At 57.1% G+C, this 21,597-nt stretch carries 19 protein-coding genes; 7 read left to right on the top strand and 12 right to left on the bottom strand.

The genetic code is table 11. The annotated features are described in order from the left end of the window. Nucleotides 1–85: 85 nt before the first annotated feature. The 4 genes from ppnN to queF all read right to left on the bottom strand — a co-directional run bounded on the left by ppnN (nucleotide 86) and on the right by queF (nucleotide 6,588). On the bottom strand, nucleotides 86–1,441 hold the full coding sequence (ppnN, locus tag G5367_RS17835; protein ID WP_005338611.1) for a nucleotide 5'-monophosphate nucleosidase PpnN: 1,356 nt from the start codon (nucleotides 1,439–1,441) through the stop codon (nucleotides 86–88). A 148-nt stretch (nucleotides 1,442–1,589) separates the two neighbouring features. Continuing rightward, nucleotides 1,590–3,200: a GGDEF domain-containing protein gene (locus G5367_RS17840; protein ID WP_216979333.1), complete on the bottom strand. Its 1,611-nt coding sequence runs from the start codon at nucleotides 3,198–3,200 to the stop codon at nucleotides 1,590–1,592. 79 nt (nucleotides 3,201–3,279) lie between these two features. Further along, on the bottom strand, nucleotides 3,280–5,562 hold the full coding sequence (locus G5367_RS17845) for a hypothetical protein (RefSeq protein WP_216951893.1): 2,283 nt from the start codon (nucleotides 5,560–5,562) through the stop codon (nucleotides 3,280–3,282). A 177-nt stretch (nucleotides 5,563–5,739) separates the two neighbouring features. Beyond that, entirely contained in the window at nucleotides 5,740–6,588 is an 849-nt protein-coding gene (queF, locus tag G5367_RS17850) for an NADPH-dependent 7-cyano-7-deazaguanine reductase QueF (protein ID WP_421205921.1), read from the bottom strand. Between the two features lie 204 nt (nucleotides 6,589–6,792). On the opposite strand from queF, the gene syd reads away from it, so the two are divergent. Further along, nucleotides 6,793–7,341: a SecY-interacting protein gene (gene syd / locus G5367_RS17855; protein WP_201909933.1), complete on the top strand. Its 549-nt coding sequence runs from the start codon at nucleotides 6,793–6,795 to the stop codon at nucleotides 7,339–7,341. Nucleotides 7,342–7,433: 92 nt separating this feature from the next. On the opposite strand, the gene G5367_RS17860 is transcribed toward syd, so the two are convergent. The 5 genes from G5367_RS17860 to G5367_RS17880 all read right to left on the bottom strand — a co-directional run bounded on the left by G5367_RS17860 (nucleotide 7,434) and on the right by G5367_RS17880 (nucleotide 10,359). Then, on the bottom strand, nucleotides 7,434–8,219 hold the full coding sequence (locus G5367_RS17860; RefSeq protein ID WP_216979331.1) for a Zn-ribbon-containing protein: 786 nt from the start codon (nucleotides 8,217–8,219) through the stop codon (nucleotides 7,434–7,436). A 3-nt stretch (nucleotides 8,220–8,222) separates the two neighbouring features. Beyond that, on the bottom strand, nucleotides 8,223–8,519 hold the full coding sequence (locus G5367_RS17865) for a DNA-binding protein (RefSeq protein WP_216979330.1): 297 nt from the start codon (nucleotides 8,517–8,519) through the stop codon (nucleotides 8,223–8,225). 83 nt (nucleotides 8,520–8,602) lie between these two features. Further along, nucleotides 8,603–8,839 carry a DUF2789 family protein gene (locus tag G5367_RS17870; RefSeq protein WP_337072508.1) on the bottom strand — a complete coding sequence of 79 codons (237 nt, stop codon included), beginning with the start codon at nucleotides 8,837–8,839 and terminating at the stop codon, nucleotides 8,603–8,605. Nucleotides 8,840–8,913: 74 nt separating this feature from the next. After that, the gene (locus G5367_RS17875) at nucleotides 8,914–9,213 is read right to left on the bottom strand and encodes a DUF3301 domain-containing protein (RefSeq protein ID WP_337072509.1); all 300 of its coding nucleotides are present in this window, start codon (nucleotides 9,211–9,213) and stop codon (nucleotides 8,914–8,916) included. 105 nt (nucleotides 9,214–9,318) lie between these two features. Next, nucleotides 9,319–10,359 carry a DUF3549 family protein gene (locus G5367_RS17880; RefSeq protein WP_005343761.1) on the bottom strand — a complete coding sequence of 347 codons (1,041 nt, stop codon included), beginning with the start codon at nucleotides 10,357–10,359 and terminating at the stop codon, nucleotides 9,319–9,321. A gap of 276 nt (nucleotides 10,360–10,635) precedes the next feature. Between G5367_RS17880 and G5367_RS17885 the strand changes: the two genes are divergently transcribed. The 6 genes from G5367_RS17885 (at nucleotide 10,636) to ptsG (ending at nucleotide 17,092) form a co-directional block, all read left to right on the top strand. Next, entirely contained in the window at nucleotides 10,636–10,971 is a 336-nt protein-coding gene (locus G5367_RS17885) for a YqcC family protein (RefSeq protein WP_005338596.1), read from the top strand. Beyond that, complete coding sequence (truC, locus tag G5367_RS17890) at nucleotides 10,968–11,741, top strand: tRNA pseudouridine(65) synthase TruC (protein WP_041234083.1); 774 nt, start codon at nucleotides 10,968–10,970, stop codon at nucleotides 11,739–11,741. The genes G5367_RS17885 and truC overlap by 4 nt, the downstream gene beginning before the upstream one ends. A 90-nt stretch (nucleotides 11,742–11,831) precedes the next feature. Next, a complete protein-coding gene (locus G5367_RS17895; protein WP_236344960.1) occupies nucleotides 11,832–12,272 on the top strand; it encodes a flavodoxin in 441 nt (146 codons plus the stop codon). Between the two features lie 541 nt (nucleotides 12,273–12,813). Continuing rightward, nucleotides 12,814–14,175 (top strand): maltoporin, encoded by a 1,362-nt coding sequence (locus G5367_RS17900; protein WP_108612675.1) that lies wholly within the window; start codon nucleotides 12,814–12,816, stop codon nucleotides 14,173–14,175. A 91-nt stretch (nucleotides 14,176–14,266) separates the two neighbouring features. Next, nucleotides 14,267–15,238 (top strand): MalM family protein, encoded by a 972-nt coding sequence (locus tag G5367_RS17905; RefSeq protein ID WP_216951886.1) that lies wholly within the window; start codon nucleotides 14,267–14,269, stop codon nucleotides 15,236–15,238. A 423-nt stretch (nucleotides 15,239–15,661) separates the two neighbouring features. Next, nucleotides 15,662–17,092: a PTS glucose transporter subunit IIBC gene (ptsG, locus tag G5367_RS17910; RefSeq protein ID WP_005338586.1), complete on the top strand. Its 1,431-nt coding sequence runs from the start codon at nucleotides 15,662–15,664 to the stop codon at nucleotides 17,090–17,092. A 269-nt stretch (nucleotides 17,093–17,361) separates the two neighbouring features. Here ptsG and G5367_RS17915 read toward each other — a convergent pair whose 3' ends face one another. From G5367_RS17915 to glnD, 3 genes are all read right to left on the bottom strand, one after another. Next, nucleotides 17,362–17,745, bottom strand: coding sequence for a DUF3461 family protein (locus G5367_RS17915; protein WP_005338583.1), 384 nt, complete (start codon nucleotides 17,743–17,745; stop codon nucleotides 17,362–17,364). Between the two features lie 126 nt (nucleotides 17,746–17,871). Further along, nucleotides 17,872–18,699 (bottom strand): 2,3,4,5-tetrahydropyridine-2,6-dicarboxylate N-succinyltransferase, encoded by an 828-nt coding sequence (dapD, locus tag G5367_RS17920; protein ID WP_005338581.1) that lies wholly within the window; start codon nucleotides 18,697–18,699, stop codon nucleotides 17,872–17,874. 174 nt (nucleotides 18,700–18,873) lie between these two features. Further along, complete coding sequence (gene glnD, locus G5367_RS17925) at nucleotides 18,874–21,522, bottom strand: bifunctional uridylyltransferase/uridylyl-removing protein GlnD (RefSeq protein ID WP_421244715.1); 2,649 nt, start codon at nucleotides 21,520–21,522, stop codon at nucleotides 18,874–18,876. Nucleotides 21,523–21,597 lie beyond the last annotated feature (75 nt).

The raw sequence follows: 21,597 nt of genomic DNA on the forward strand, positions 1-21,597 counted from the left end.
ATGGGGGATTGATAGCGGTCGGGAAGGCATAGCGCCAATAAAGAGGGGCGTCGCTGCGCCCCTCTGTCGATGATGTATCTGTACCCTAGCGGACGATTTCGTAGCAGGGCACATACTGGCTGCCCGGCAGCTTCATCCGCTGCTGCTTGACGAAGCTCTCCAGCAGTTTGTCCATCAGGTGCATCAGCTCCTTGTCGCCGTGCAGCTTGAAGGGGCCCTTCTTCTCGATGGCGCGAATGCCCCCTTCCTTGACGTTGCCGGCGACGATGCCGGAGAAGGCACGACGCAGGTTGGCGGCCAGCAACTGGGGCGGCTGGTTGCGGTGCAGATCCAGACTGGCCATGCTGGCGTGATCCGGTTCGAAGGGGAGCTGGAACTCCGGCTCAATCTTGAGGGACCAGTTGAAGGAGTAGGCATCACCGACCGATTTGCGGTATTCGCGGATTTTCGGCATCGCCTCCTTCATCACTCGGGCCACTTCCGGCGCATCGCCGACAATGATCCGGTAGAGCTTGGTCGCCGGTTCACCGAGGGTTGCCTTGATGAAGTCGTCGATGGCACGGAAGTAGTCGGCACTCTCTTTCGGGCCGGTCAGGATGATGGGCATCGGCTGCCGCTCGTTGGCCGGATGCATCATGATGCCGAGCAGATAGAGCAGCTCTTCGGCGGTACCGACCCCGCCCGGGAAGATGATGATGCCGTGGCCGAGGCGCACGAAGGCTTCAAGTCGCTTCTCGATATCCGGCAGGATCACCAGCTCGTTGACGATGGGGTTGGGCGGTTCGGCCGCGATAATGGAGGGCTCGGTCAGGCCGATGTAGCGCCCGTTGCGCACCCGCTGTTTGGCATGGCCGACGGCGGCCCCTTTCATCGGGCCCTCCATGGCGCCAGGGCCACAGCCGGTACAGATGTTCAGCTCACGCAAGCCCAGTTCACTGCCCACGGCGCGGGTGTACTGGTACTCGATCTCGTTGATCGAATGGCCACCCCAGCAGACGATCAGGTTGGGATCGGCGCCTGGCAGAATCACCTTGGCGTTGCGCAGGATGGCGAACACCACATTGGAGATATGGGTGGAGTTGGTCAGATTGACCTGGCGGTTGGATTCGAGCTGATTGGAAACATAGAGAATGTCGCGCAGCACCGAGAAGAGGTGCTCCTGAATGCCGCGAATGATCTCGCCATCGACAAAGGCGTGCTCGGGGGCATTGAACAGTTCCAGCTTGACCCCGCGCTCGCGCCGGATCACATGAATATCGAACGATTTGAAGCGCTCCAGGATCTCCTTGGAGCTGTCGGTATGGCTACCGGAATTGAGCACTGCCAGCGAGCAGTTGCGAAACAGTTGATAGATATCGCTGGAGGCAGTCTGCTTGAGGCGATCCACCTCAAGCTGTGACAGCAAATCCATGCTGCCAACGGGATTGATGTGCGTAATCATAGGTTCCCCTTTACTCACTTGTTATCGTTGTGTTTTTTCCCTGGGGAGAAAAGGGATGCTATGTTGCATCCCCTGAGTTCGATAGTAGTGGTAACAGAGGGGGGAGGGAAATAGGGAGACGACTGTTCGCTGTTTTTTTAGCCACCACTCAGGCCAGTGTCACTTGATCCCGACCTGCGTTTTTGGAGTGGTAGAGCGCCCTGTCGGCCCGTTCGAACACATCGGAGGGGTTGTCACCATCCTTGAAGAGGGTCGCGCCGATGGAGATGGTGATCTCCACCTTGGCATCGCGAAAACGGAACGGGATGCTCTTGATGGTCTGGCGCAGGGTTTCCAGCGGCTTCTGGAACTTGTCCGGGTTGATATTGGGCAGCAGCACCACGAACTCTTCGCCGCCGAAACGGGCGATGAAGTCAGTGTCACGCAGGGCGCTCTGCAGCGCTTTGGCAACAACCTTCAACGCCTTGTCACCGGCCATGTGGCCATAATTGTCATTGATGTTCTTGAAGTGATCGATGTCGATGATCGCCATGCAGAGCGGAGTGCGGTAGCGAAGCCAGCGTTTGAACTCCTGCTCCAGCCGCTCGTCGAGGGCGGCCCGGTTGTGTACCTGAGTCAGGCTGTCGAGGAACAGCTTGTGCTTCTGAATGGTCAGCCGCTTCTTGTATTCGGCGGTCTCATCCTTCATCAACCTCAGTTTGGACTCCATGGTGGAGAGACGGGTGAGCAGGTGGCGTTCCCGTGCAGCGGTACTTTCCCGTTCTTGCAGCAGCAGATTGATGGCACCCATATGGCTGGAGATGGCACGCTTGAGCGCATCGATGGAGTTATGGCTGGCCAGCGAGTGGTCGATGGCCTGCAGTTCGCAGACCAGAGCTTCGCGGGTTTCACGGGTTTCATTTTGTAGTGCACGCCCTTCGTCGAGGGATTCGGTAAAGCCGACATGCACTGCTGACAGGCTCTCGTTGAGGGAGCTGAGAAAGGCGCGTGAGGCTTTGCGCTCCTCGCGGGTGCCCTCGATGATCAGTTCGATGACCTGCATACAGGTCTCTGCCAGCATGGCAGGATTGATGCCGATTAGCAGTTGACGGCGGATATCCCCGAGGCTCTCGCCAATTGAGCCGGCGAAATCAAGTTCGGTGATGAGCCGCTGCAGTTCGTCTGCGATACGCGCATGATCTTTGAGATCAAACGTTTCAGCATCAGGTTGAGGGTCACAACCGGGCTCGCTCTCTTGTTGGGGAGCTGAAGATCCTGACAGTGGCTGGCTTGGCAGCAGCTGGATCTTGATTGCCTGCTGATAGAATTCAAGCAGGCGAATCACCTTCTTTTGATGATCTGCAATACCATAGCCGGCGGGGCTTTTCAGAAATTCCTTGAGGGATTTTCGGGTCTCTTCCGGGAAGCCCTTGATGGTTTTTAGCTGTTTTGAGCCGAGATCAATGGCTGCCTGGGTCAGGGTGAGCGACTCTTCCAGTGCATTGCTGTGTTGCTGCAGCAACTTCTCGATGGCAAGTAGCTCTGTATCCAGAGAGGTGAATGCGGGATTGCTATCCAGTCTCTGCTTGAGTTTGGCGAAGCGATTATCCAGCTCGCGATCGAAGCCGCGGCAAGAGAGCATCAGCTTGTTGATAAACTGGATGCCACGAGCTCGTTCTGCGTCGGAAAAGGAGAGAACGCCGTCGAGCTCCAGCTGTTTTTGCTGGAGGGATTCCCTGAGCCTGGCCAATTGTCCTGCTACGGCAGCGATGTCATTCATTATCAGGTCGCCCTGTTGTCATTATTGTTTTTGGTGTTGGATAGCAACAGTGGCCGAACCCGAGGTTGAGTGTCGTCTGTTATCTATTATTTGCCGGCTGGCCTTCAGCAGCTTGCATCCTTGCGAGGCTGGGCCAGTTAACCCATTGCTTTTCATGAGAAGAATTGACTTTTACCAGCCCCTTGTCAATTGCCATCAAGCCGCATTGCCACACATCCCCATTAAAAAATGCAGCCTGCTGGCAATCGATGGCGGCGAGCTCCAACCAGGCGTTTTGCCGGTATTTTTCACTGAGCTGAATGGCTCCCGAAAGGGCGAGATAGCAGAGGTCGAACAGGCCATTGTGATCGAGCGCGGTCGCCGCCTTGGGCAGGAAGGGGTGGCTGACAATCCCCAGGCTTATCTGGCGATCAAGCTCGTATTGGCAAGGGAAGGCGGCGATTGCGGTTAGCAGGTCTCCCGCAAGTTGATGCAGGTTGGTCACGTGGCGCTGCGGCACAACGTAGAGCATGTGCCCTTCCCGCAAGTCATAGATACGGCCATCTTGCGGGGTCAGGGTATCCATATAGATGCCGAACGCCTGCTCGATTTCACGGCTGACCTGATAGCCGTGGCGCTCGAGGGTATTGACCATAAAGGGCACCCTGAACAACAGGTAGTGCAGCTTGTCATCGAATTCGCTGTGCTCTTCGCTCAGATACCAGCGCTCCGATTTCAGCTGGCGTTTTGCCATCTCTCGTGGCCAGCGATTCATCAGCCGCTGCCAGTTGGCAAGTCCGGAACGGGGTTCGATCAGCAGGGCCTCGCCAGTGCGTTTCAGTTGCAGACGGGCGGTACGCAATTTGAGCCAGAGGGTGAAGAAGAGGTAGATGAAGAGCGCCAGCAGCAGGCTGGTGGTAATGCTCGACCAGAGATAGCGCTCCTGCTGGTGCTGGCTGTTGTTAAGCTGCTGCTCCAGCTCCTTGATGTGTTGTACCCGTTCAACCTGGACATAGTTGTCGCGGATCGCAGCCTGCTCCTGATCAATTTCCTGCTGGCGAACCTCTTCTCCCAAACGATGGAAGCGCTTGTAGCTGTCGAGGGCCTGGTGCAGGTATCCCTTCTGCTCATACGCAAGTGACAACAGGCGGAATACTTCGTACTGGCGGCGAGTGTCGCCTACCTGATTGGCCAGTGCCCGGGCATTTTCCAGCTGCAGGATGGCGATGGCCGCCTCCTGCTTCTTCAGATAGAGCTCGCCGAGCAACAGCAGGGTATCGATCAGCGGCTCTTTGGCATCGCCCAACTCGTGGGACTGCCGGGCTGCATTGAGGTAGTTGCCGGCCAGCGAGAGGTTACCGCTTTGCAGATAGGTTTTGCCAATCTCGTACTTGAGCAGAGAGGCCTGCGGCCGACTGCTTCCCTCATCGAGCAAGTCCAGCGCATTGAAGAAGTAGACCAGCGCCATGTTGAGATCGCCCTGATCACGGTTGAGTCGGGCCAGCACGATAAGTGAGTCGCATAGCAGTGACGGATTGCCGATGGAGTGAAAATAGTTGGCCGCTTCATTGGCATATTGCAGCGCTTTCTGGGGCTCCTGCTCTTGCTGATAGAGTTTGACTATCTGGTTGGAGAGCAAGCCGAGAAAGAGCGGGTCGTTGAGATTCTTGGCCTGCTGCTGGGCATCGATATATTCACCCAATGCCAGCTGGGGTTGTTGCAGCACACGATAAAGGTCGCCGCTGATGGCGCTGACCCAGGCGCTGGCAAGAGGATTGGCGGCTTTGGCAGCCCAGATCCTTGCATCCGCCAGATGGGTCTTGGCGTCTTCAAGATGCTGATTTTCAATCTCGTAGCTGGTGCGTTGCAGGCGGCTATAGATCTGTAACTGGCTCTGTTTGAGGTCGGGACGGGCCAGCTGTTCGTCCAATTGTTCCAGCAGGATACGGCTGTTGTTCTGGCCATCTTGCCTTAGCCCCTGGCTACGGATTTTGAGATAGAGGGCGTGGGCCTTGAGTTCGGGTTGGCGCTCTCTCTCCGCCAGCTCCATCGCCTTGTCGAGGGTTTGCTGGGTAGCTTGATATTGGCCAAGCTGGATTCGGCACTCCCCTTCAAGCAGGTGTGCTCCGATGGTTTGCGAAACGGTGCTGTAGCTGAGCAGAGGCTCGCGATAGCCGAACTCCTGACGATTACTGATGATTTGCTGGGGATTATTGGCCGCACGCGTCAGAAAGGCGGAGGTGATCTGAACACATCTGGCAGGGTCGGTCAGCACCAGTGATTGGGCCTGTTGCAGATCCAGGGATAGTTGCTCCTTGTCCAGATCCAGATTTGGAGCGGACAGAGAAGACATCATCATAGCCAGAAAAAACAGTTGATTCATTGGATTAAGGACGGCGCAGAGGTGTTGGCATGTTATCCAAGCCCACCCCTGCGAGTCCAGCGTTTACTGATGGTGTGCTCAGGCTCCTTTGTAGCCGGATGCATCAAGGCGCCAGCAGGGTTGAGATAGCAGGGCGCTGTGGTGTGATACCGGGAAGCCCTTTATCAACGTCTGCTCTTATTGACGGATCAGACGCAGGTTGGTTGGCACGGCTTCGAAATCGGAGCGGAACGGGTTGATGTCGAGGCCGCCGCGGCGGGTATAGCGTGCATAGACGGTCAACTGCTCAGGCTGGCAATAGTGCTTGAGGTCGATAAAGATCCGCTCGATGCACTGCTCGTGGAACTCGTTGTGTTGGCGGAACGAGATGAGGTAGCGCAGCAGCTTCTCCCGATCGAGTTTCGGCCCCTTGTAGCGGATTACCACGGAGCCCCAGTCGGGCTGGCTGGTGACCAGGCAGTTGGATTTGAGCAGGTGGCTGTGCAGAGTCTCTTCAACCTGCTCGCTGCCGACCGCCCCTTGCAGCAGGGACGCATCAAACTCGTAATTGTCTACCTCGATATCCTGCTCATCAATGCACTCGCCGGGCAGCAGGGCAATCTGGTGCGGCGCCTTGTCGAGGGGGAACAGGGTCACCTTGACGGTCTCACCGGCACAGGCACTCAGATCCTTGGTCAGCATGGCGGCGACTGCCTCGATAGAGTCGCAACGGGTCTGGTTGAAGGAGTTGAGGTAGAGCTTGAAGGATTTGGATTCGATCAGGTTCGCACTGGTGGCCGGAATGGCCACTTCACCCACCGCCACCATCGGCTTGCCCTTGGCATTGAGCCAGGAGAGCTCATAGAGGGTCCAGACATCGCAACCGCTAAAGGGCAGGTCATCGCCCAGCTGGAGATCATCCCGGTTCAGGCTACGTGGAACCGGCTGCAGCAGGGAGGGGGTGTACTGGCTGATGTAATCGGATTGCTGGCCCAGGCTCAGGCCGGTCAGGGCGCTGGCCCCGGCGTATCTATCTTGTTTGCTCACAGGGTTGCTCACGTAATGTGCTCATGATGAGTGGAATGAAACGGGCCATTGCAGGGCCGGATGGTTGCAGCCGCTTGGCTTGGGCGTCGGCCTCTCTGTATCCCGGGTTCTGTTTCCCGGGTCGCAAGGTCGGCTGGCAACCTTGTCTGTTACCGGGTTTGGTGGTGCAATAGCGGACTTTGCCAGCAATTGTGGGGATTTTCGATGTCGGATCAAGTTTTGTCTGCCCTGGAGCACTTTTTTGCCCGCTGGCAACGGGATGGCGAGGCCAGACGAGGCCTGCCCCTGTGCGAGTGGGAGGCGGACTGGCGTTCCCCCTGCCAGCTTGGCGAGCCTGCCGATGGTCGGGTTGCCTGGCGTCCTCACCATCGCCCCGAACCCGCCGATTTTACAGCCATGGCCGATGCCCTCGAGCTGACAATTCATCCCAGCGCTATCGCCCTGTTCGGACACTGGTTCAGCCGCCCCATCCCCTGCCTTTTCAAGGGGCTGCGCCTTGAACTGATCCTGCCGTGGAACGAGGCGGATCTCGACCTGCTCAAGGAGAACCTCATCGGTCACCTGCTGATGCTGCGCAAGCTAAAACGAACCCCCTCCATCTTTATTGCCACCACCCGCAACGAGATGACGCTCATCTCGCTGGATAACGAGAGTGGTCAGGTGTGGCTGGAGTGGCTCGATTCCGGCCGTCGGCTGCCGTTGGCTCCCTCCTTACCTGCGTTTCTGGAGCGGCTGGAGACGTTGCCGCAATAGCACCTGCTCGAGCCAAGGTTACCCATCGGAATGAAAAGAGCCTTGCCATGCGGCAAGGCTCTTTTTTATGGGGTTGCGTACAGGGAACGCGCTTAATCCTTGAAATCCCAGGAGAGGTTGGAGACCAGACGGCAGCTGTCGCACTTGAAGTCGAAGATCTCGTGCAGCGGCGCTGCCAGCGCCCACTCACCGCCACAGCTTGGGCAGGGGCGCGCTTTCTCGTCGGCGGCACTCAGCCCGCCTACCCGGTAGAGGTAGTAGTAGGTGGGGATGCCGCTCAGCACTTCCAGCCGTTTGGCCAGATCGCTGCCGCGCCGGTAGAGGCGGCTGCCCACTTCGCCGATTTCGTGCAGTGCCGCATGTTCGGCGATAGAGCCGTTCATCTGCAACTGATCGCACGCCTCCCAATCCTCTTGCCACTTGATGATCTGTTTCTGATCGCCGTTGGCGACCGCGGGTAGTTGGTAGAGCGGAATGGGGGCGAAGTGGTCGCCACAGCGCAGCGGCGAGCAGGTGTGCAGGAAGCTGGTATAGAGCAGCATCCAGCTCGGCCGCTCGCCCTGCTGGCCGCAAGGGTCGGTGCTGTCGGAGAGCAGGTCCGCCCCCTGCAGCTGGAGTTTAGGCGCCAGCAGCCCGGCCTGGTTGAGCTGATGCTCGGCCAGCTTGACCTGCTCGCTCTGGTTGTCCGGATGCAAACTATCCTGCTCCGGGCAGACCACCCGACTGACGAAATAGCCGTCGTGCATGCTGGTGGGGAACTCCCGCCCGAGGATCTGACCCTGATAACGCAACATGTCGAGGTAGTTGACGATGGCCCGCTCGGCTTCGCCAAGGGAGGTATCGCGGTAACACTCAAAGCAGAGTTCGACGATATACATGGTTCAGCTTTGCCCCTGCTGGATGAGCAGATCGGTCAGGCGATCCACCTTCTGTTCGATGCGCGCGAGCTGCTCGGCGAGTTGCTGCAGGGTGAGCGGCGGTGCTGGCTGGGGTGCCGCTTCGGGCAGGCTCTCGCTCTCGGAGGTCGCGACGGGCTGCTGCTTCCACTGGCTCAGCACTTTCAGCAGCTCGGCCATCGGCACAGGCTGGGTGAGGCGGGCCTTGATCATGGCGGTAGTGGGCGTCAGGCCCTTGGCGGCCAGCTCGTTGGCAATTCGGATGATCTCGTGGGCGGACATAAGCATGCTCTGGGTGAGAAGGAGGGATCGATATCGGGGCGGGATCTTAACCAAAGCCGACAGGGGAGGAAAGGGGAGGGCGGCTAGCGGGGCTGGCGCAGCATCACATCGAGCTGGTCGATCGCTTCGCACCAGTCGGAGTCGTTCCACAGGGCATCGCGCAGAAAGCTGGCTTGGGCGGCGTTCCAGAAACCGGCCTCCGGCAACAGGGTTTCATTGTCGAGGTGATGGTCGTGCACAAAACGGTGCAGGCTCAGCTCGTCATTTGCCATCCCTAGCTGGGCAAACAGGGCTGGCAGATCGTGGATAAGGGGTTCCATCTCGTCTCTCCCTTTGTTTAATCCCTGAGATTATAGACAGGCACAGCCTCTGGGCGCAGAGACGAGATTGGGGATCAGGCAGAGGGGATGCGATGGGGTGGCAGATCAACGCCCACGACGTGCAGCCCCTGCATCTTGAGGATGCCCTGATAGTGGCTCTCGCCATCGCTGGAGAATTCAAACTGATAGTGGGTCAGCAGCCGCAGGGGATGGCGCGCCAGCTCCCGCCGATGGCGAGCCAGCGACAGCAGTTGCAGATCATGGTGCTGGCAGTAGCGGCGCATGTATTGCCAGGCAACTTCTGCCTGTTGGCGTTGCAGCCAGAACAGGCCGGCTACGGCAATCAGCAACAAAATTCCGAGCATCTCTCCCATAGGCGGGCTTCCTTATTGTGAGGTCGATAACCGGGAGTCCTGCTCGGCACTCCCGATCTTCTTTTCTATTTCCCGCTGTGTTGCCTCGTGGCGTGAGGCGAGGGATCAGGCCGAGGCAAACAGACGGCCGATAGCCTTGCCCAGCGCCTCGCTGCGGTCGGGGTCACGCAGTCTGGCCAGCATATCATTGCGCAGGGCCGGTAAAGTGACCAACTCGGCAAAAACCTGATTGAAGAACTGGGTCGGTTGTAGCGCCAGCTGTTCCAGATAGTGGCTGAGCAGATTGGCATCTTTCAGATCTGGCCAGAGCCGACCGGCAATGGCGAGCAGCAGCGCCGGGCTTGGCTGGGTTTGCAGCAGGGTCAGCAGCTTGTTGGTGCGCAAGGTGCTGCCGGGGCAGGAGGCCATGGCGCGGCAGAGGTAGGCCAGGGTCTCCGGGTTGGGGGCGGCGCACTCCTGCTCCTTGCCGATCCGCTCGAGCAGGGCGCCTTGTACTGCCGGCGGCAGCGGGGCGTTTTCAAGGCTCTGGCAGAGGGCGTAGAGCGGCTCTTGCGGCAGTTTGGGCAGCGCCTTGCAGATCAGCGCCAGATTACGCTCATCATGCAGTCGCTCGGCCAGATCGGCAAAGCCCTGCAGCCCCAGCGTTTGCCAACCGGTGTCGTTTGGTGCGGCCAGATAGTGGCAGAGGGCATCGTAATAGGCAGAAGGGGCCTGTTCCAGCTGGCGCGCCAGCTTGGCGTGCAGACTGGCCATCTTGGCCTCCGCCGGACGGAAGGTGTAGGGATTGTCGGCCAAGCGCTGGGCTTTTTCCTCGTCCAGATCGCCGGTGAGCTTGTAGCCCAGGGTCTCTACCACCTGATCCATGAACAGCTTGGGGCCGTTTGACATCAGCAGGCCGCGCTCATCGAGGGCGAATTTGAGGAACCAGAGGTAGTGGCGAGACTCGCTCGGCTGGAAGAAGTGCACACCGAGCCAGGCATGCTGTTGCAGCGGCCAGGGGTAGGGCTCCTGCTGCTGCTCGATGCGCACAAAGGTATCGCTTGCCAGTGGCCGCACCTGGCGGCCCATGTCAAATAGCTGGAACTGGGTGCCAGCCTGAGTCAGAAATTCGGTCAAGGTATTGATGGCAGTAGGTGTCGCAGACATGGTGAGATCCGGCTAATGGTGATGCGGGCCGATTATAAGGCCCTTGCCGAGGATAGCCAGTGGCAGCAGACACGCGTTGCGGCAGATATCAACATGGCAGGCATGCGGGCGGAGGTGTATAGTATCGCCCTTTTTTAACGGCAGCAGGCCGCACTGGCTGCCGTGTATGTCGATGAAGTGGCTGAACCGCCTGTGCTACGCGACTGAATGTATCTGCATCCTGACTGATCCTGTCGGGTCGGTAAATCAATCTGTGGTTATGAGGAAGATAGCGAGATGAATCAATATTTGCTGGTAGCTGGCCTGTTGGGGGAACTCACCGCCGAGTTGCAGCGCCTTGAGCGCTGGCAAGCTGACCATCCCGGTGACGAAGCCCTGGCAAGCACCCTGCCTTTTTGTGTCGATACCCTGAGCTTTGATCAGTGGCTGCAGTTCGTGCTGATCCCGCGCATGGAGCAGCTGGTGATGTTGCAGGCGCCGCTGCCCACCAGTGTCTCCCTCTATCCCATGGCCAGCGAAGTCTATAAAGAAGATCTGGCCGAGGCAGAAGCACTGCTGCGCCTGATCGCCCGCTTCGATCTGCTGCTCTCCGGCAAAGTGATCGAACAATGATGCCAGTGCAAACCCGAGAAGAGAGTGACCTGAAGCTGACCCTGCTCTATCAGGATGAGTGGCTGGTAGCGGTCAACAAGCCTTCCGGTCTGCTGGTGCATCGCAGCTGGCTCGACAAGGGCGAGACCCGCTTTGCCATGCAGATGACCCGGGATCTGATCGGCGGTCGCCACGTCTATCCGGTGCATCGCCTCGATCGGCCCACCTCTGGCGTGCTGCTGTTTGCGCTCGATCCGGTGATTGCCCGCGCACTGACCGAAGCCTTTACCCAACGTCAGGTGCACAAGGAGTACCTGGCACTGGTGCGGGGCTGGGCGCCCGAGCAGGGGGTGATCGACTATCCCCTCAAGGAGCAGCTGGACAAGATTGCCGATGCCATGAGCAACCCGGATCGCCCGGCGCAGGATGCTGTCACCACCTTCCGTCGCCTGCATCAGGTCGAGCTGCCCCACGCAGTCTCCAAGAAGCACCCCACCAGTCGTTACAGCCTGGTAAGATTGTTCCCGAAGACCGGCCGCAAGCATCAGCTGCGCCGCCATATGGATCACCTGTTCCACCCCATTGTCGGGGATACCACCCACGGGGATGGGCGCCACAACCGTTTCTTTCGCGAGCACTTTGGCTGCGAACGGCTGCTGCTGGTGGCCCGCACCTTGAGCTTTACCCATCCGGTGCTCAAGGTGCCGATGCGGATCCAGGCGCCGCTCGGTCAGGATGTGCTGCGCCTGTTTGCCGAGCTGGGCTGGCCCGCCAGCGAGAGCGACTACTAAGCGCCTGATCCTCAGCCCTGAACCGGTGGCATCTGACGCCAGCTTGCTGATAGAGTTGCTCAAAAGAGTGACTCACGCGGGGAGCAGAGAATGGCACAGATCGATATCGTGGTAGGAACTGTCTACGGCGCAGCCATGCTGGTGGCCGAGACCTTGGCAGATGAGCTGGAACGCAAGGGGCATCACTGTTCTCTGCACGAAGAAGCACGGCTGGCGGACATTGACCCCGGCCGTTTTTTATTGCTGGTCAGTGCCACCACCGGGCAGGGGGACATTCCTCCCAATTTGCAGCCCTTTGCCAGTGAGCTGGCTGACAAGGCACCCTGGCTCAAGGGACTGCGTTATGCCCTGATTGCCATGGGTGACAGCAGCTATGAAATCTTCTGCGGAGCAGGCCGTCGGCTTGATGGCCTGTTGCAAGAGCTGGGGGCCACACGAGTGATTCCCCTGCTGGAACTGGATGCGACCGTGCACGATGAACCCGAACAGGTGGCACTCAGCTGGTTGAAAAAGTGGGATATTCAGCCCTGAATATTCTCTGAAATAGAGCCATATCAATCTCCTGTTCCTTAACCAGCAGGAGATTGTTATTGGCACAAAACCATCTCATTCAGTAAGTATATTTCCCATGTTTATTGTCGATAGTAACTGAGGGGTATTCTCCCTTTTTAGCACTTCCTCATCGTAACGGTTTCAAGCGCACCACAGACCCCTCATCCAAATAAAAGTTCAATCTTGAAAGCGATCTCAGTCATGTTTTTGTCATCCGAACGTAAAATAATGACTTTGGTTCTATCGCAAATTAATCAATGATAACGCTTTCAGGTTGGTTCTCATTGCTGGTTGTCTTCGTTTATTGGTTTTTTATTGCCTATTTTGGCGTTTGTTTACTTGTCATTGTCGCCACGATAGCTCGCCGAGCGATTTGTCGCCATTTTGTGAGTCGCTTCATATTTGTCGCGAAATACGCTCCCTATAATCAACCTCGATTATCACCAACAGGATTACGTGGTGATAAAACGTTGAATATTCAGGATCACACTCCTCACTGCGGGAAATAAGGAATATGACAATGAAAATGAAGTGGCTCCCGATTGCAGCAGCTGTTACTGCCGCCCTGGCTTCCCAAGCCGCCTTTGCCGTAGATTTCCACGGTTACTTCCGTTCCGGTGTCGGTGTTTCCGGCGACGGCGACATGGTTAAATACAACGTCAATAAAGTTGGCCGTCTGGGTAACGAAAATGATACCTACGGTGAAGTGCAACTAGGTCAGGAAGTGTTCAACAAAGATGGCAAGACTTTCTATGTTGATTCCATGTTTGCCATGGCTTCCAACGGTTCAAATGACTGGGAAGGTACCGGTACTGTTTGTAACTTCGATGCCAAGCAGTGCAATGGTGATTCCGACTTCGCTCTGCGTCAGTTCAACGTACAAGCCAAAGGTTTGCTGAACTTTGCTCCTGAAGCAACCTTGTGGGCTGGTAAGCGTTACTATCAACGCCATGACATCCACATCTCCGACTTCTACTACTGGAACATCTCCGGTGCTGGTGCTGGTATCGAAGGCATCCAGGCTGGTCCGGGTAAAGTTTCTTTCGCATGGGTACGTAACGATCGCAGCGCTGCCGATGTGTTTGGCCAATACACCAAAACAGGTGTAACTAAGAAACCCGTTTTGGATGCCAATGGTAATCCGACCGGTAATTACATCGAAGAGCCTACTTACACCAAGAACGAAGACCTGAACGTCAATACTCTGGATCTGCGTTATGCCGGCATCCCGCTGTGGACTGATGCTTCTCTGGAGCTGGGCGTGGATTACGCTCTGGTCAATGAGACCAATGATCAGAAAGCACTGAAAAAAGACCCGAAAGACGGCGTTATGCTGACTGCTGAACTGACCGCAGGCATCCTCGGCGGTTTCAACAAAACCGTGCTGCAATACGGTACTGAAGGCTACTCCAAGACCATGGCTTTCTACGGTGATGGTTCCTGGTACGGTGCTGAAGCGAAAGACGGTGCCGATGGTTTCCGTATCATCAACTGGGGTGTGGTGCCGATGGGCAACTCCTGGGAGATGGGTCACCAGCTGGTCTACGGTGTAGGCAACGAAATGTGGGATGGCAACGACAAGTATGAAACTATGTCTGCTGTTATCCGTCCGATGTACAAGTGGGATGACTTCAACAAGACCATCTTTGAAGGCGGCTACTTCAAGGACAACAACAAGTCTACCAATGGTAGCGAAGACAAAGATGCTGGCTACAAGCTGACTCTGGCACAAGCTTGGTCTGCCGGTTCCAGCTTCTGGGCCCGTCCGGAAATCCGTGTGTTCGCCTCCTATCTGGCTAACGACGAAGACAAGAAAGTCTTCGAAGGCAATACCTCCAAAGACACCTACCAGTTCGGTGTTCAAGCAGAAGCTTGGTGGTAAGCAAAAGTTTAAGTTAAGTTAGTGACTGCCCCCTTATGGGGGCAGTTTTGTTTCGCCGGATCACGGCCACCGGATTATGGAGATAAGAAAAATGAAACGGGTAAAGATGTCTATTGCAGCCGTAATCACTGCGCTATTAACCGGTTGTGCCGGAAACATGGTTGTTCCTCTGCAAGAACATGGCTCGATCTTGAGCGATGCAGATCAAGCCAAGCAAGCGTTGGCCAAAGCCTCCAGCTGCTGTGTGGCGTTTAAAGATTTCAGTTATGCCCCCTTGCCTGAAGGTGAGACCTTGCTGGCCATCGATGGCAAGCAACCCACTTTTCAGTTTGATGAGGGGATGAGTTACTTTGCGGCTTATCGCCTGCCGGCCAACACCGGTAATCTGGCGATCAGCCTGGCATCACAGGTGAGCAAAACCGTGATGGTGCCCAAAGTCATTATGCTGGATGCCGAGTTCAAGGTGACTCGCGTACTGGGTGAGTCTGTATTCAGTTATCAGCCTGCTCACCTGCTCGATAACGACCGTATCGAAGGGCGTCTCTTTGTTGACCGCAGCATGCCTGGCAACCCGGCCAGCGAAACATACATGATCGTCTATGCGCCTGCGGACCAACTCTCTGGCAGCACAACAATCCTTCATCCATCAAAAGCGTTTGCTCGTGCTAATGGTACCGTTGAGCCTGATATCAAGGATCCGGTGATCCCGCACTCCCCTTGGGGTTTGGTGCAGATCAAAGTCAAAGATATGGCCCGTGGAAGTGGTCTTGAAGCGGTATTCAAACCCGAATATGCCGATAAGGTGGCCATGAGCCAGGGTCAGCAGGTTGCCGCGATAGCGACGACTGCAGCCGTTACCACAACTACAACAGCTGCGGTCGCAGCCAAACCTGCTCCTGCCATGCTGAGTGAAACAGAAGCCTTCTACCAGAGCCAGATCGAAAAAGCGGTCAAGGCGGGGGATATCGACAAGGCGATGAAGCTGGTGAACGAGGCTGAACGGGCTGGTTCAACCAAGGCAAAAAGCGTGTTTATTGATGCGGTCAAGCGCTCGCAAAAATAGAGTAATACGACCGTTTGCTGGTCAGATATATTTGTTGAGGCCTCCCTTGTTGGAGGCCTTTTTAATCGGTAGACTGTAATAAATAAAAGTCACGCCGTTACACTTGGTTACAATAGGTTGCCGTTTGATGTAAATGGTATTATTAAAATACAAAGTGAAACTGCTATTTATATGTCTTTGTAATAGAGTGACAATGCGGATTATTAACTTATATTAGATGCGTTTTTTAGCCGCTAAACAAGTTGTGATCTTCCCTCCAAATTCAATATTCCCCCGCCTTCGAAAGCAGCAATTTATGACCCGCTGGGTTATATTCTGATGGTCAAAATAAACAAGCCCGACTCGAAGATATCTGAATGAATCAGTGCTTATTTCATCCAGATAGATCGTTCAGGGACGACAATCCATTCAGGAGCGCACACAATGTTCAAAAATGCTTTCTCTAATCTGCAAAAGGTTGGTAAGGCGCTGATGCTGCCAGTATCAGTCTTGCCAGTCGCAGGTATTCTGCTGGGGGTGGGTGCTGCCCATTTCAGCTGGATGCCGGAAATTGTCTCCCAATTGATGGAGCAAGCCGGTGGTTCTGTATTTGGCCAGATGGCCCTGCTGTTTGCAGTGGGTGTTGCTCTGGGCTTTACCAATAACGACGGTGTATCCGGTCTGTCAGCCATCGTTGGCTACGGCATCATGGTCGCAACCCTGAAGGTCATGGCACCTGTGATGGGTGTTGAAACCATCGAAACCGGCGTGCTGGGTGGTATCCTAGCCGGTGGTATCGCTGCCTGGGCGTTCAACCGCTTCTACAAGATCCAGCTGCCAGAGTACCTGGGTTTCTTCGCGGGCAAACGTGCCGTACCCATCATCACCGGTTTCCTCTCCATCGGTCTGGGTGTGATCCTGTCCGTGATTTGGCCGCCAGTGGGTGGCGCCATCGGTGCCTTCTCTGACTGGGCTGCCAACCAGAACCCGGTACTGGCCTTCGGTATCTACGGCGTGGTTGAGCGCTCTCTGATCCCGTTCGGTCTGCACCACATCTGGAACGTACCGTTCTTCTATCAGGCTGGTACCTGCGTCAACGGTGCCGGTGAAACTGTTCACGGTATCATGACCTGCTTCCTGACTGCTGATGACGCTTCCCGCGCTGCCGGTAACGGTTTTGGTCAGCTGGCTGGTGGCTACCTGTTCAAAATGTTCGGTCTGCCTGCTGCTGCGTTCGCCATTGCTCACGCTGCCAAGCCGGAAAACCGCGCCAAGATCGTTGGTATCATGGCCTCTGCAGCCCTGACCTCTTTCCTGACCGGTATCACCGAGCCGATTGAATTCTCCTTCCTGTTCATCGCTCCGGTTCTGTACGCAATCCACGCTGTACTGGCTGGTCTGGCTTATGTGCTGACCAACTCTCTGGGTATCGTACACGGTCACACCTTCTCCAACGGCTTCATCGACTTCGTGGTGCAATCACCGCGTGCCGACAACATGCTGCTGCTGGTTGGTCTGGGTCTGGTTTACGCGGCTATCTACTACGTCGTATTCAGCTTCGTTATCCGTGCCATGAACCTGAAAACCCCGGGTCGTGAAGACGAGACTGCTGAAGAGGCCGTTGGCCAAGGCAAAGACGAGATGTCTGCTGCTCTGGTTGCCGCCTTCGGTGGTAAAGAGAACATCGCTTCTCTGGATGCCTGCATCACCCGTCTGCGTGTTGGTGTGAAAGATGTTGCCAAGGTTGACCAGGCTGGTCTGAAGAAACTGGGTGCTGCCGGTGTGGTAGTGGCTGGTTCCGGCGTTCAAGCCATCTTCGGTACCAAGTCCGACAACCTGAAAACCGACATGGACATCTGGATGAAGAGCAACTAATTCTGTTGCCTGAATATCAGCGTGTTTGAAGAGGGAGGCGAAAGCCTCCCTCTTGCTATTTCTGGTTATGGAGCGTGCGAGTCACAGCAGGTCGAGCTCGGCAGGAGTCTCGTTACCCAAGATGCGATGTGTAACGGGATGCCCTATGTCGGCACAACCGCTGGTGTGCCTCGCTCGACTTATCGCATGTCATCACCTGATAAACCTATATAAAGTCAGCCAATAAAAAGAGCGCCACATTGGGCGCTCTTTAAGCAAGAGGGGGAGGGTTAGAGTTTCTCCAGATCCCGTTCGATTTCGCTGATCTTGTTTTGTACCACTTTTTCCAGATGGCGCAGGTCGCGCAGGATCTTTTGCTTGATGTCCGGGTCGGCCTGCTGATGGACGCCCTGGGTCAGGTTGTCCAGCTCATCCACCACATACTTGAGGTTGGCGTTGATCTCGGTGACATCCTTGTACTCATGGGTACCGGAGTCGACCAGCATGGTCTTGCGTTGGCGGGGATACTTGAATTTGACACTCTTGGCGAAGAACTCGCCCTTCTGCTTCTTGAAGTAGATCTTGAGGATGTCGTGGTTGGCCTCCTGGCGCAGGGTGTAGCTATCGACGGAGGCGGGATCCTGGATCCCCAGGCTCTTCAGATTCTCGTACATCGGGCTTCCTCGGTTTGAAACGATCCTGTCCCATCCATCTTAACCGATGCCTCATGGCTTGCCTGTGACAGGGGCGCCAAAATCAAAAGGGCGCCATCAGGCGCCCTTTCATCACAGCAATGCTGATTACTCGTCGATGGAGCGTAGCAGGGCGTTGATGCCGACTTTGGCACGGGTCTTGGCATCCACCTTCTTGACGATCACCGCCGCGTAGAGGCTGTATTTGCCGCACTTGGAGGGCAGGGAGCCGGAGACGACTACGGAGCCAGCCGGTACGCGGCCGTAGTGGATTTCGCCGGTTTCACGGTCATAGATGCGGGTGGACTGGCCGATAAAGACGCCCATGGAGATGACGGAACCTTCCTCGACGATCACCCCTTCAACCACTTCGGAGCGGGCACCGATAAAGCAGTTGTCCTCGATGATGGTCGGGTTGGCCTGCAGCGGTTCCAGTACGCCGCCGATGCCGACGCCGCCGGAGAGGTGGACGTTCTTACCGATCTGGGCGCAAGAGCCGACAGTGGCCCAGGTATCGACCATGGTACCTTCATCAACGAAGGCGCCGATGTTGACATAGGAGGGCATCAGCACGGTATTTGGGGCGATAAAAGAGCCTTTGCGGGCTGTTGCCGGCGGCACCACGCGCACACCCGCTTCCTTGAACTGCTCGGCAGTGTAGTTGGAGAATTTGAGGGGAACCTTGTCGTAGTACTGGGCATCGTCGCCCTTGATGATGCCGTTGTCGTTGATGCGGAAGTAGAGCAGTACCGCTTTCTTCAACCACTGATGGACAACCCACTCACCGGCGATCTTCTCGGCAACCCGCGCCTTGCCGGAGTCCAGCAGGTCGATGGCTTGCAGGATGGCGGACTTGGTGGCGCTATCCACGGAGCCCGGAGTAATGGTGTCGCGGCGCTCGAAGGCCGCTTCAATGATCTGTTGCAACTCGGTCATGACAGGTTTCCTTTAAAAAATTCTGTTTGTTGTATCACACTTTTCCGACCCTTTTTAAGGGGTTGACCGGAATTCTTCCGGCCAGCGACCATTTCTTCATCCGATGTGCGCCAACCAGTTGTTTGGCATGGCAAAAAACGCCCGACAACCAGCCTCTTTCGAATCACTCTTCGCTTAATCCAGTACCGACTGCTGGGGGTTGAGTTGGTGTACCAGTCGCTCTTCCAGCTGTTTTTGCTGTTCGGCGGTCAATGGTTCGCCATCGAGGCTAGTCAGGCTGAAAAAGTCCTCGACCCTCTCACCGAAAGTGGCAATTTTGGCGGCGTGTAACGACAGCCCGCACTGCTGGAAAACGGCACCGATCCGGGCCAGCAGGCCGGGGGTATCGAGGGCAGTCAGCTCCATCAGGGTGTGACGGCTCTCCCCTTTAGTGGGCGAAGAGCGGGGCAGAAAGACCACCCGGGTCGGCACGCTGAACTGGCGGTGGCGCCGCGACAACGGCTTGTTGCGCAGTACCAGCTTGCCCGGCTCCTGCAGTGCTTTCTCCAGCGCCTTCTTGATGGTAGCGGTGCGGTTGGGGCTGATGGGTTCGCCGCTTGGCTCCAGTACCACGAAGGTGTCGAGCACGAAGTTGCTGCGCGAGTTCATGATCTGGGCGTCGTGGATGTTGAGGTTCTTCTGATCCAGCGCCGAGGCCACGGTGGCAAACAGGTTCGGCGTGTCGCGACAGTAGATGAACACCTCGCTGCCGCCGCGGGTCGGGTGTTTGCCGATGATCACCAGCGGAGCCGGATTGTCGCCATGCTCGATGATGTGGCGGCAGTGCCAGGCGATCTGTTCCGGGCTGTGACGCAGGAAGTAATCAGCCTTGAAGTCGCCCCAGAGCTGATTGATCGCTTCTTCCGATACATCCCGTTGTGCCAGCAGTTGCTTGGCCTGACGCTGATTTTCGCGAATGCGCAGCCGCATGTCGGGCGGGTTCTCCAGCCCCTGACGCAGCGCCTTCTGGGTGGCGAAGTAGAGCTCGCGCAGCAGGGTGCCCTTCCAGTCGTTCCACAGGCTATCGTTGGTGGCGCAGATATCGGCCACGGTGAGGCAGTAGAGCAGGTCGAGATGCTGCTCGTCGCGCACCTTCTGGGCAAAGTCGGTAACCACGTCGGGATCGTATATATCGCGGCGCTGGGCGGTGACCGACATCAGCAGGTGGTGGCGCACCAGCCAGGCGACCAGCCGGCTCTCGTAGCGATCGAGGCCGTGCAGCTGACAGAACTCCAGCGCATCGACGGCGCCAAGTTCCGAGTGATCGCCGCGCCGCCCCTTGGCGATATCGTGGAACAGGGCGGCGATGCTGAGCAGCTCCGGTTTACGCAGTCGGGTGAACACTTCATGGCAGAGCGGGTGGCTCTGGCGATTGGCCGGGTTGGGAAAGCCGTGAATGTTCTTGAGCAGCCGGTGGGTGTGCTCATCCACCGTATAGGCGTGGAACATGTCAAACTGCATCTGGCCGACGATGAGGTTCCATTGCGGCAGATAGGCAGCGAGGATGCCGTATTTGTGCATCAGGGTAAGCGGCAGGCCGATGCCGTTGGGATGGCGCAGCAGCGCCATAAACAGGCGGCGGCAGTCCGGCAACTCCTGCAGCCAGCAGTTGAGCTTGCGGCGCGCCTCGCGCAGCTGGCGCAGGGTGGCGGAGTGGATGCCCGCAATCTCGGGATGCTGGGCCATCTGATAGAAGAGACGCAGAATAGCGACCGGTTCACGGGCAAACAGCTCGGCATCGACCGCATCGATGAGGCGGCCACGGAGCTGGAACTCGTCGGAGAGGCGGCGCACATCCATGGCGCTGTTGCCGAGGATCGCCTCGTCAAACAGTTGCAGCAGCATCTCGTTGAGTTCGGCGACCCGCCGCACCGTCTGGTAGAAGCGCTTCATCATCTGCTCGACCGGAGCGTTCCCTTCCCCCTCGAAGCCCAGCATCTGGGCCACGGTGCGCTGGCGGTCGAACAGCAGGCGGTTGTCCCCCTTGTTGATGGCCATATGTAGGGCAAAGCGCACCTTCCAGAGGAAGTTCTGGCAGTCGAGCAGCTCGCGGTACTCGGCGCGGTTGAGAAAGCCGTGGCTGGTCATCTCGAACAAGGTGGTGGCGCCGAAGTGGCGACGGGCGACCCAGGCAAGGGTCTGAATGTCGCGCAGGCCGCCCGGATTGCACTTGAGATCCGGCTCCAGTTTGTAGGCGGTACCGAGAAACTGCTGGTGCCGCTCCGCCTGCTCTTGGCGCTTGGCACGAAAGAAGGCTTCACTTGGCCAGAAGTGCTGGGGGCCGGTGGCCTCTTTCAGTTGCCGAAAGCCCTCTTGGCGACCAGTGATGTAGCGGGCCTCGATGAGGTTGGTGGCGACCGTAATATCGGCGCGCCCCTGCTCGAGGCACTCCGCCACGTTGCGCACCGCCTGACCCACCTCCAGCTTGAGATCCCACAACAGGGTGATGAACTCGCCAATGCGTAGTCCCAACACTTCGTCCAGTTCGTCGCCGTCATAGAGGATCAGCAGGTCGATATCGGAGTGGGGGTGCAGCTCGCCGCGGCCATAGCCCCCCACCGCGATGAGGGTCAGGTCGCTCTTGTCGAAGCCAAACTTCTGCCACAGGCGGCAGAGCAACTGATCCATGTATTCGGAGCGGGTGGCAACCAGCTCGATGATGTTGTCACCGGCATCGAAACGGGCGTGCAGCCAGCCTAGAAAGCGGCTCAGGTACTCTTTGCAGTTATCGCGGGTGAGCTGGTCGTCGGGTAACAGATGAGGGGAAAGTAGGCTGGCGTCCATGGCATCTCACACACAAGTGGCAGGCATCTGGCTGAAACAGGCAGTAAAAACCCCGGCGCTTTTCACAAGGGCCGG

Origin of the sequence: Aeromonas sp. 604282, assembly GCF_049170575.1 — a bacterium.
Classification (GTDB): domain Bacteria; phylum Pseudomonadota; class Gammaproteobacteria; order Enterobacterales; family Aeromonadaceae; genus Aeromonas; species Aeromonas veronii_A.

What these genes read in the sequence shown, in the direction of transcription:
- G5367_RS17885 (WP_005338596.1), top strand. Translation starts at nt 10,636, where the DNA reads ATGAATCAATATTTGCTGGTAGCTGGCCTGTTGGGGGAACTCACCGCC.
- G5367_RS17860 (WP_216979331.1), bottom strand. Translation starts at nt 8,219, where the DNA reads ATGTATATCGTCGAACTCTGCTTTGAGTGTTACCGCGATACCTCCCTT.
- glnD (WP_421244715.1), bottom strand. Translation starts at nt 21,522, where the DNA reads ATGGACGCCAGCCTACTTTCCCCTCATCTGTTACCCGACGACCAGCTC.
- G5367_RS17900 (WP_108612675.1), top strand. Translation starts at nt 12,814, where the DNA reads ATGAAAATGAAGTGGCTCCCGATTGCAGCAGCTGTTACTGCCGCCCTG.
- syd (WP_201909933.1), top strand. Translation starts at nt 6,793, where the DNA reads ATGTCGGATCAAGTTTTGTCTGCCCTGGAGCACTTTTTTGCCCGCTGG.
- ppnN (WP_005338611.1), bottom strand. Translation starts at nt 1,441, where the DNA reads ATGATTACGCACATCAATCCCGTTGGCAGCATGGATTTGCTGTCACAG.
- G5367_RS17905 (WP_216951886.1), top strand. Translation starts at nt 14,267, where the DNA reads ATGAAACGGGTAAAGATGTCTATTGCAGCCGTAATCACTGCGCTATTA.
- ptsG (WP_005338586.1), top strand. Translation starts at nt 15,662, where the DNA reads ATGTTCAAAAATGCTTTCTCTAATCTGCAAAAGGTTGGTAAGGCGCTG.
- G5367_RS17840 (WP_216979333.1), bottom strand. Translation starts at nt 3,200, where the DNA reads ATGAATGACATCGCTGCCGTAGCAGGACAATTGGCCAGGCTCAGGGAA.
- G5367_RS17875 (WP_337072509.1), bottom strand. Translation starts at nt 9,213, where the DNA reads ATGGGAGAGATGCTCGGAATTTTGTTGCTGATTGCCGTAGCCGGCCTG.
- G5367_RS17870 (WP_337072508.1), bottom strand. Translation starts at nt 8,839, where the DNA reads ATGGAACCCCTTATCCACGATCTGCCAGCCCTGTTTGCCCAGCTAGGG.
- G5367_RS17915 (WP_005338583.1), bottom strand. Translation starts at nt 17,745, where the DNA reads ATGTACGAGAATCTGAAGAGCCTGGGGATCCAGGATCCCGCCTCCGTC.
- G5367_RS17895 (WP_236344960.1), top strand. Translation starts at nt 11,832, where the DNA reads ATGGCACAGATCGATATCGTGGTAGGAACTGTCTACGGCGCAGCCATG.
- dapD (WP_005338581.1), bottom strand. Translation starts at nt 18,699, where the DNA reads ATGACCGAGTTGCAACAGATCATTGAAGCGGCCTTCGAGCGCCGCGAC.
- truC (WP_041234083.1), top strand. Translation starts at nt 10,968, where the DNA reads ATGATGCCAGTGCAAACCCGAGAAGAGAGTGACCTGAAGCTGACCCTG.
- G5367_RS17845 (WP_216951893.1), bottom strand. Translation starts at nt 5,562, where the DNA reads ATGAATCAACTGTTTTTTCTGGCTATGATGATGTCTTCTCTGTCCGCT.
- G5367_RS17880 (WP_005343761.1), bottom strand. Translation starts at nt 10,359, where the DNA reads ATGTCTGCGACACCTACTGCCATCAATACCTTGACCGAATTTCTGACT.
- G5367_RS17865 (WP_216979330.1), bottom strand. Translation starts at nt 8,519, where the DNA reads ATGTCCGCCCACGAGATCATCCGAATTGCCAACGAGCTGGCCGCCAAG.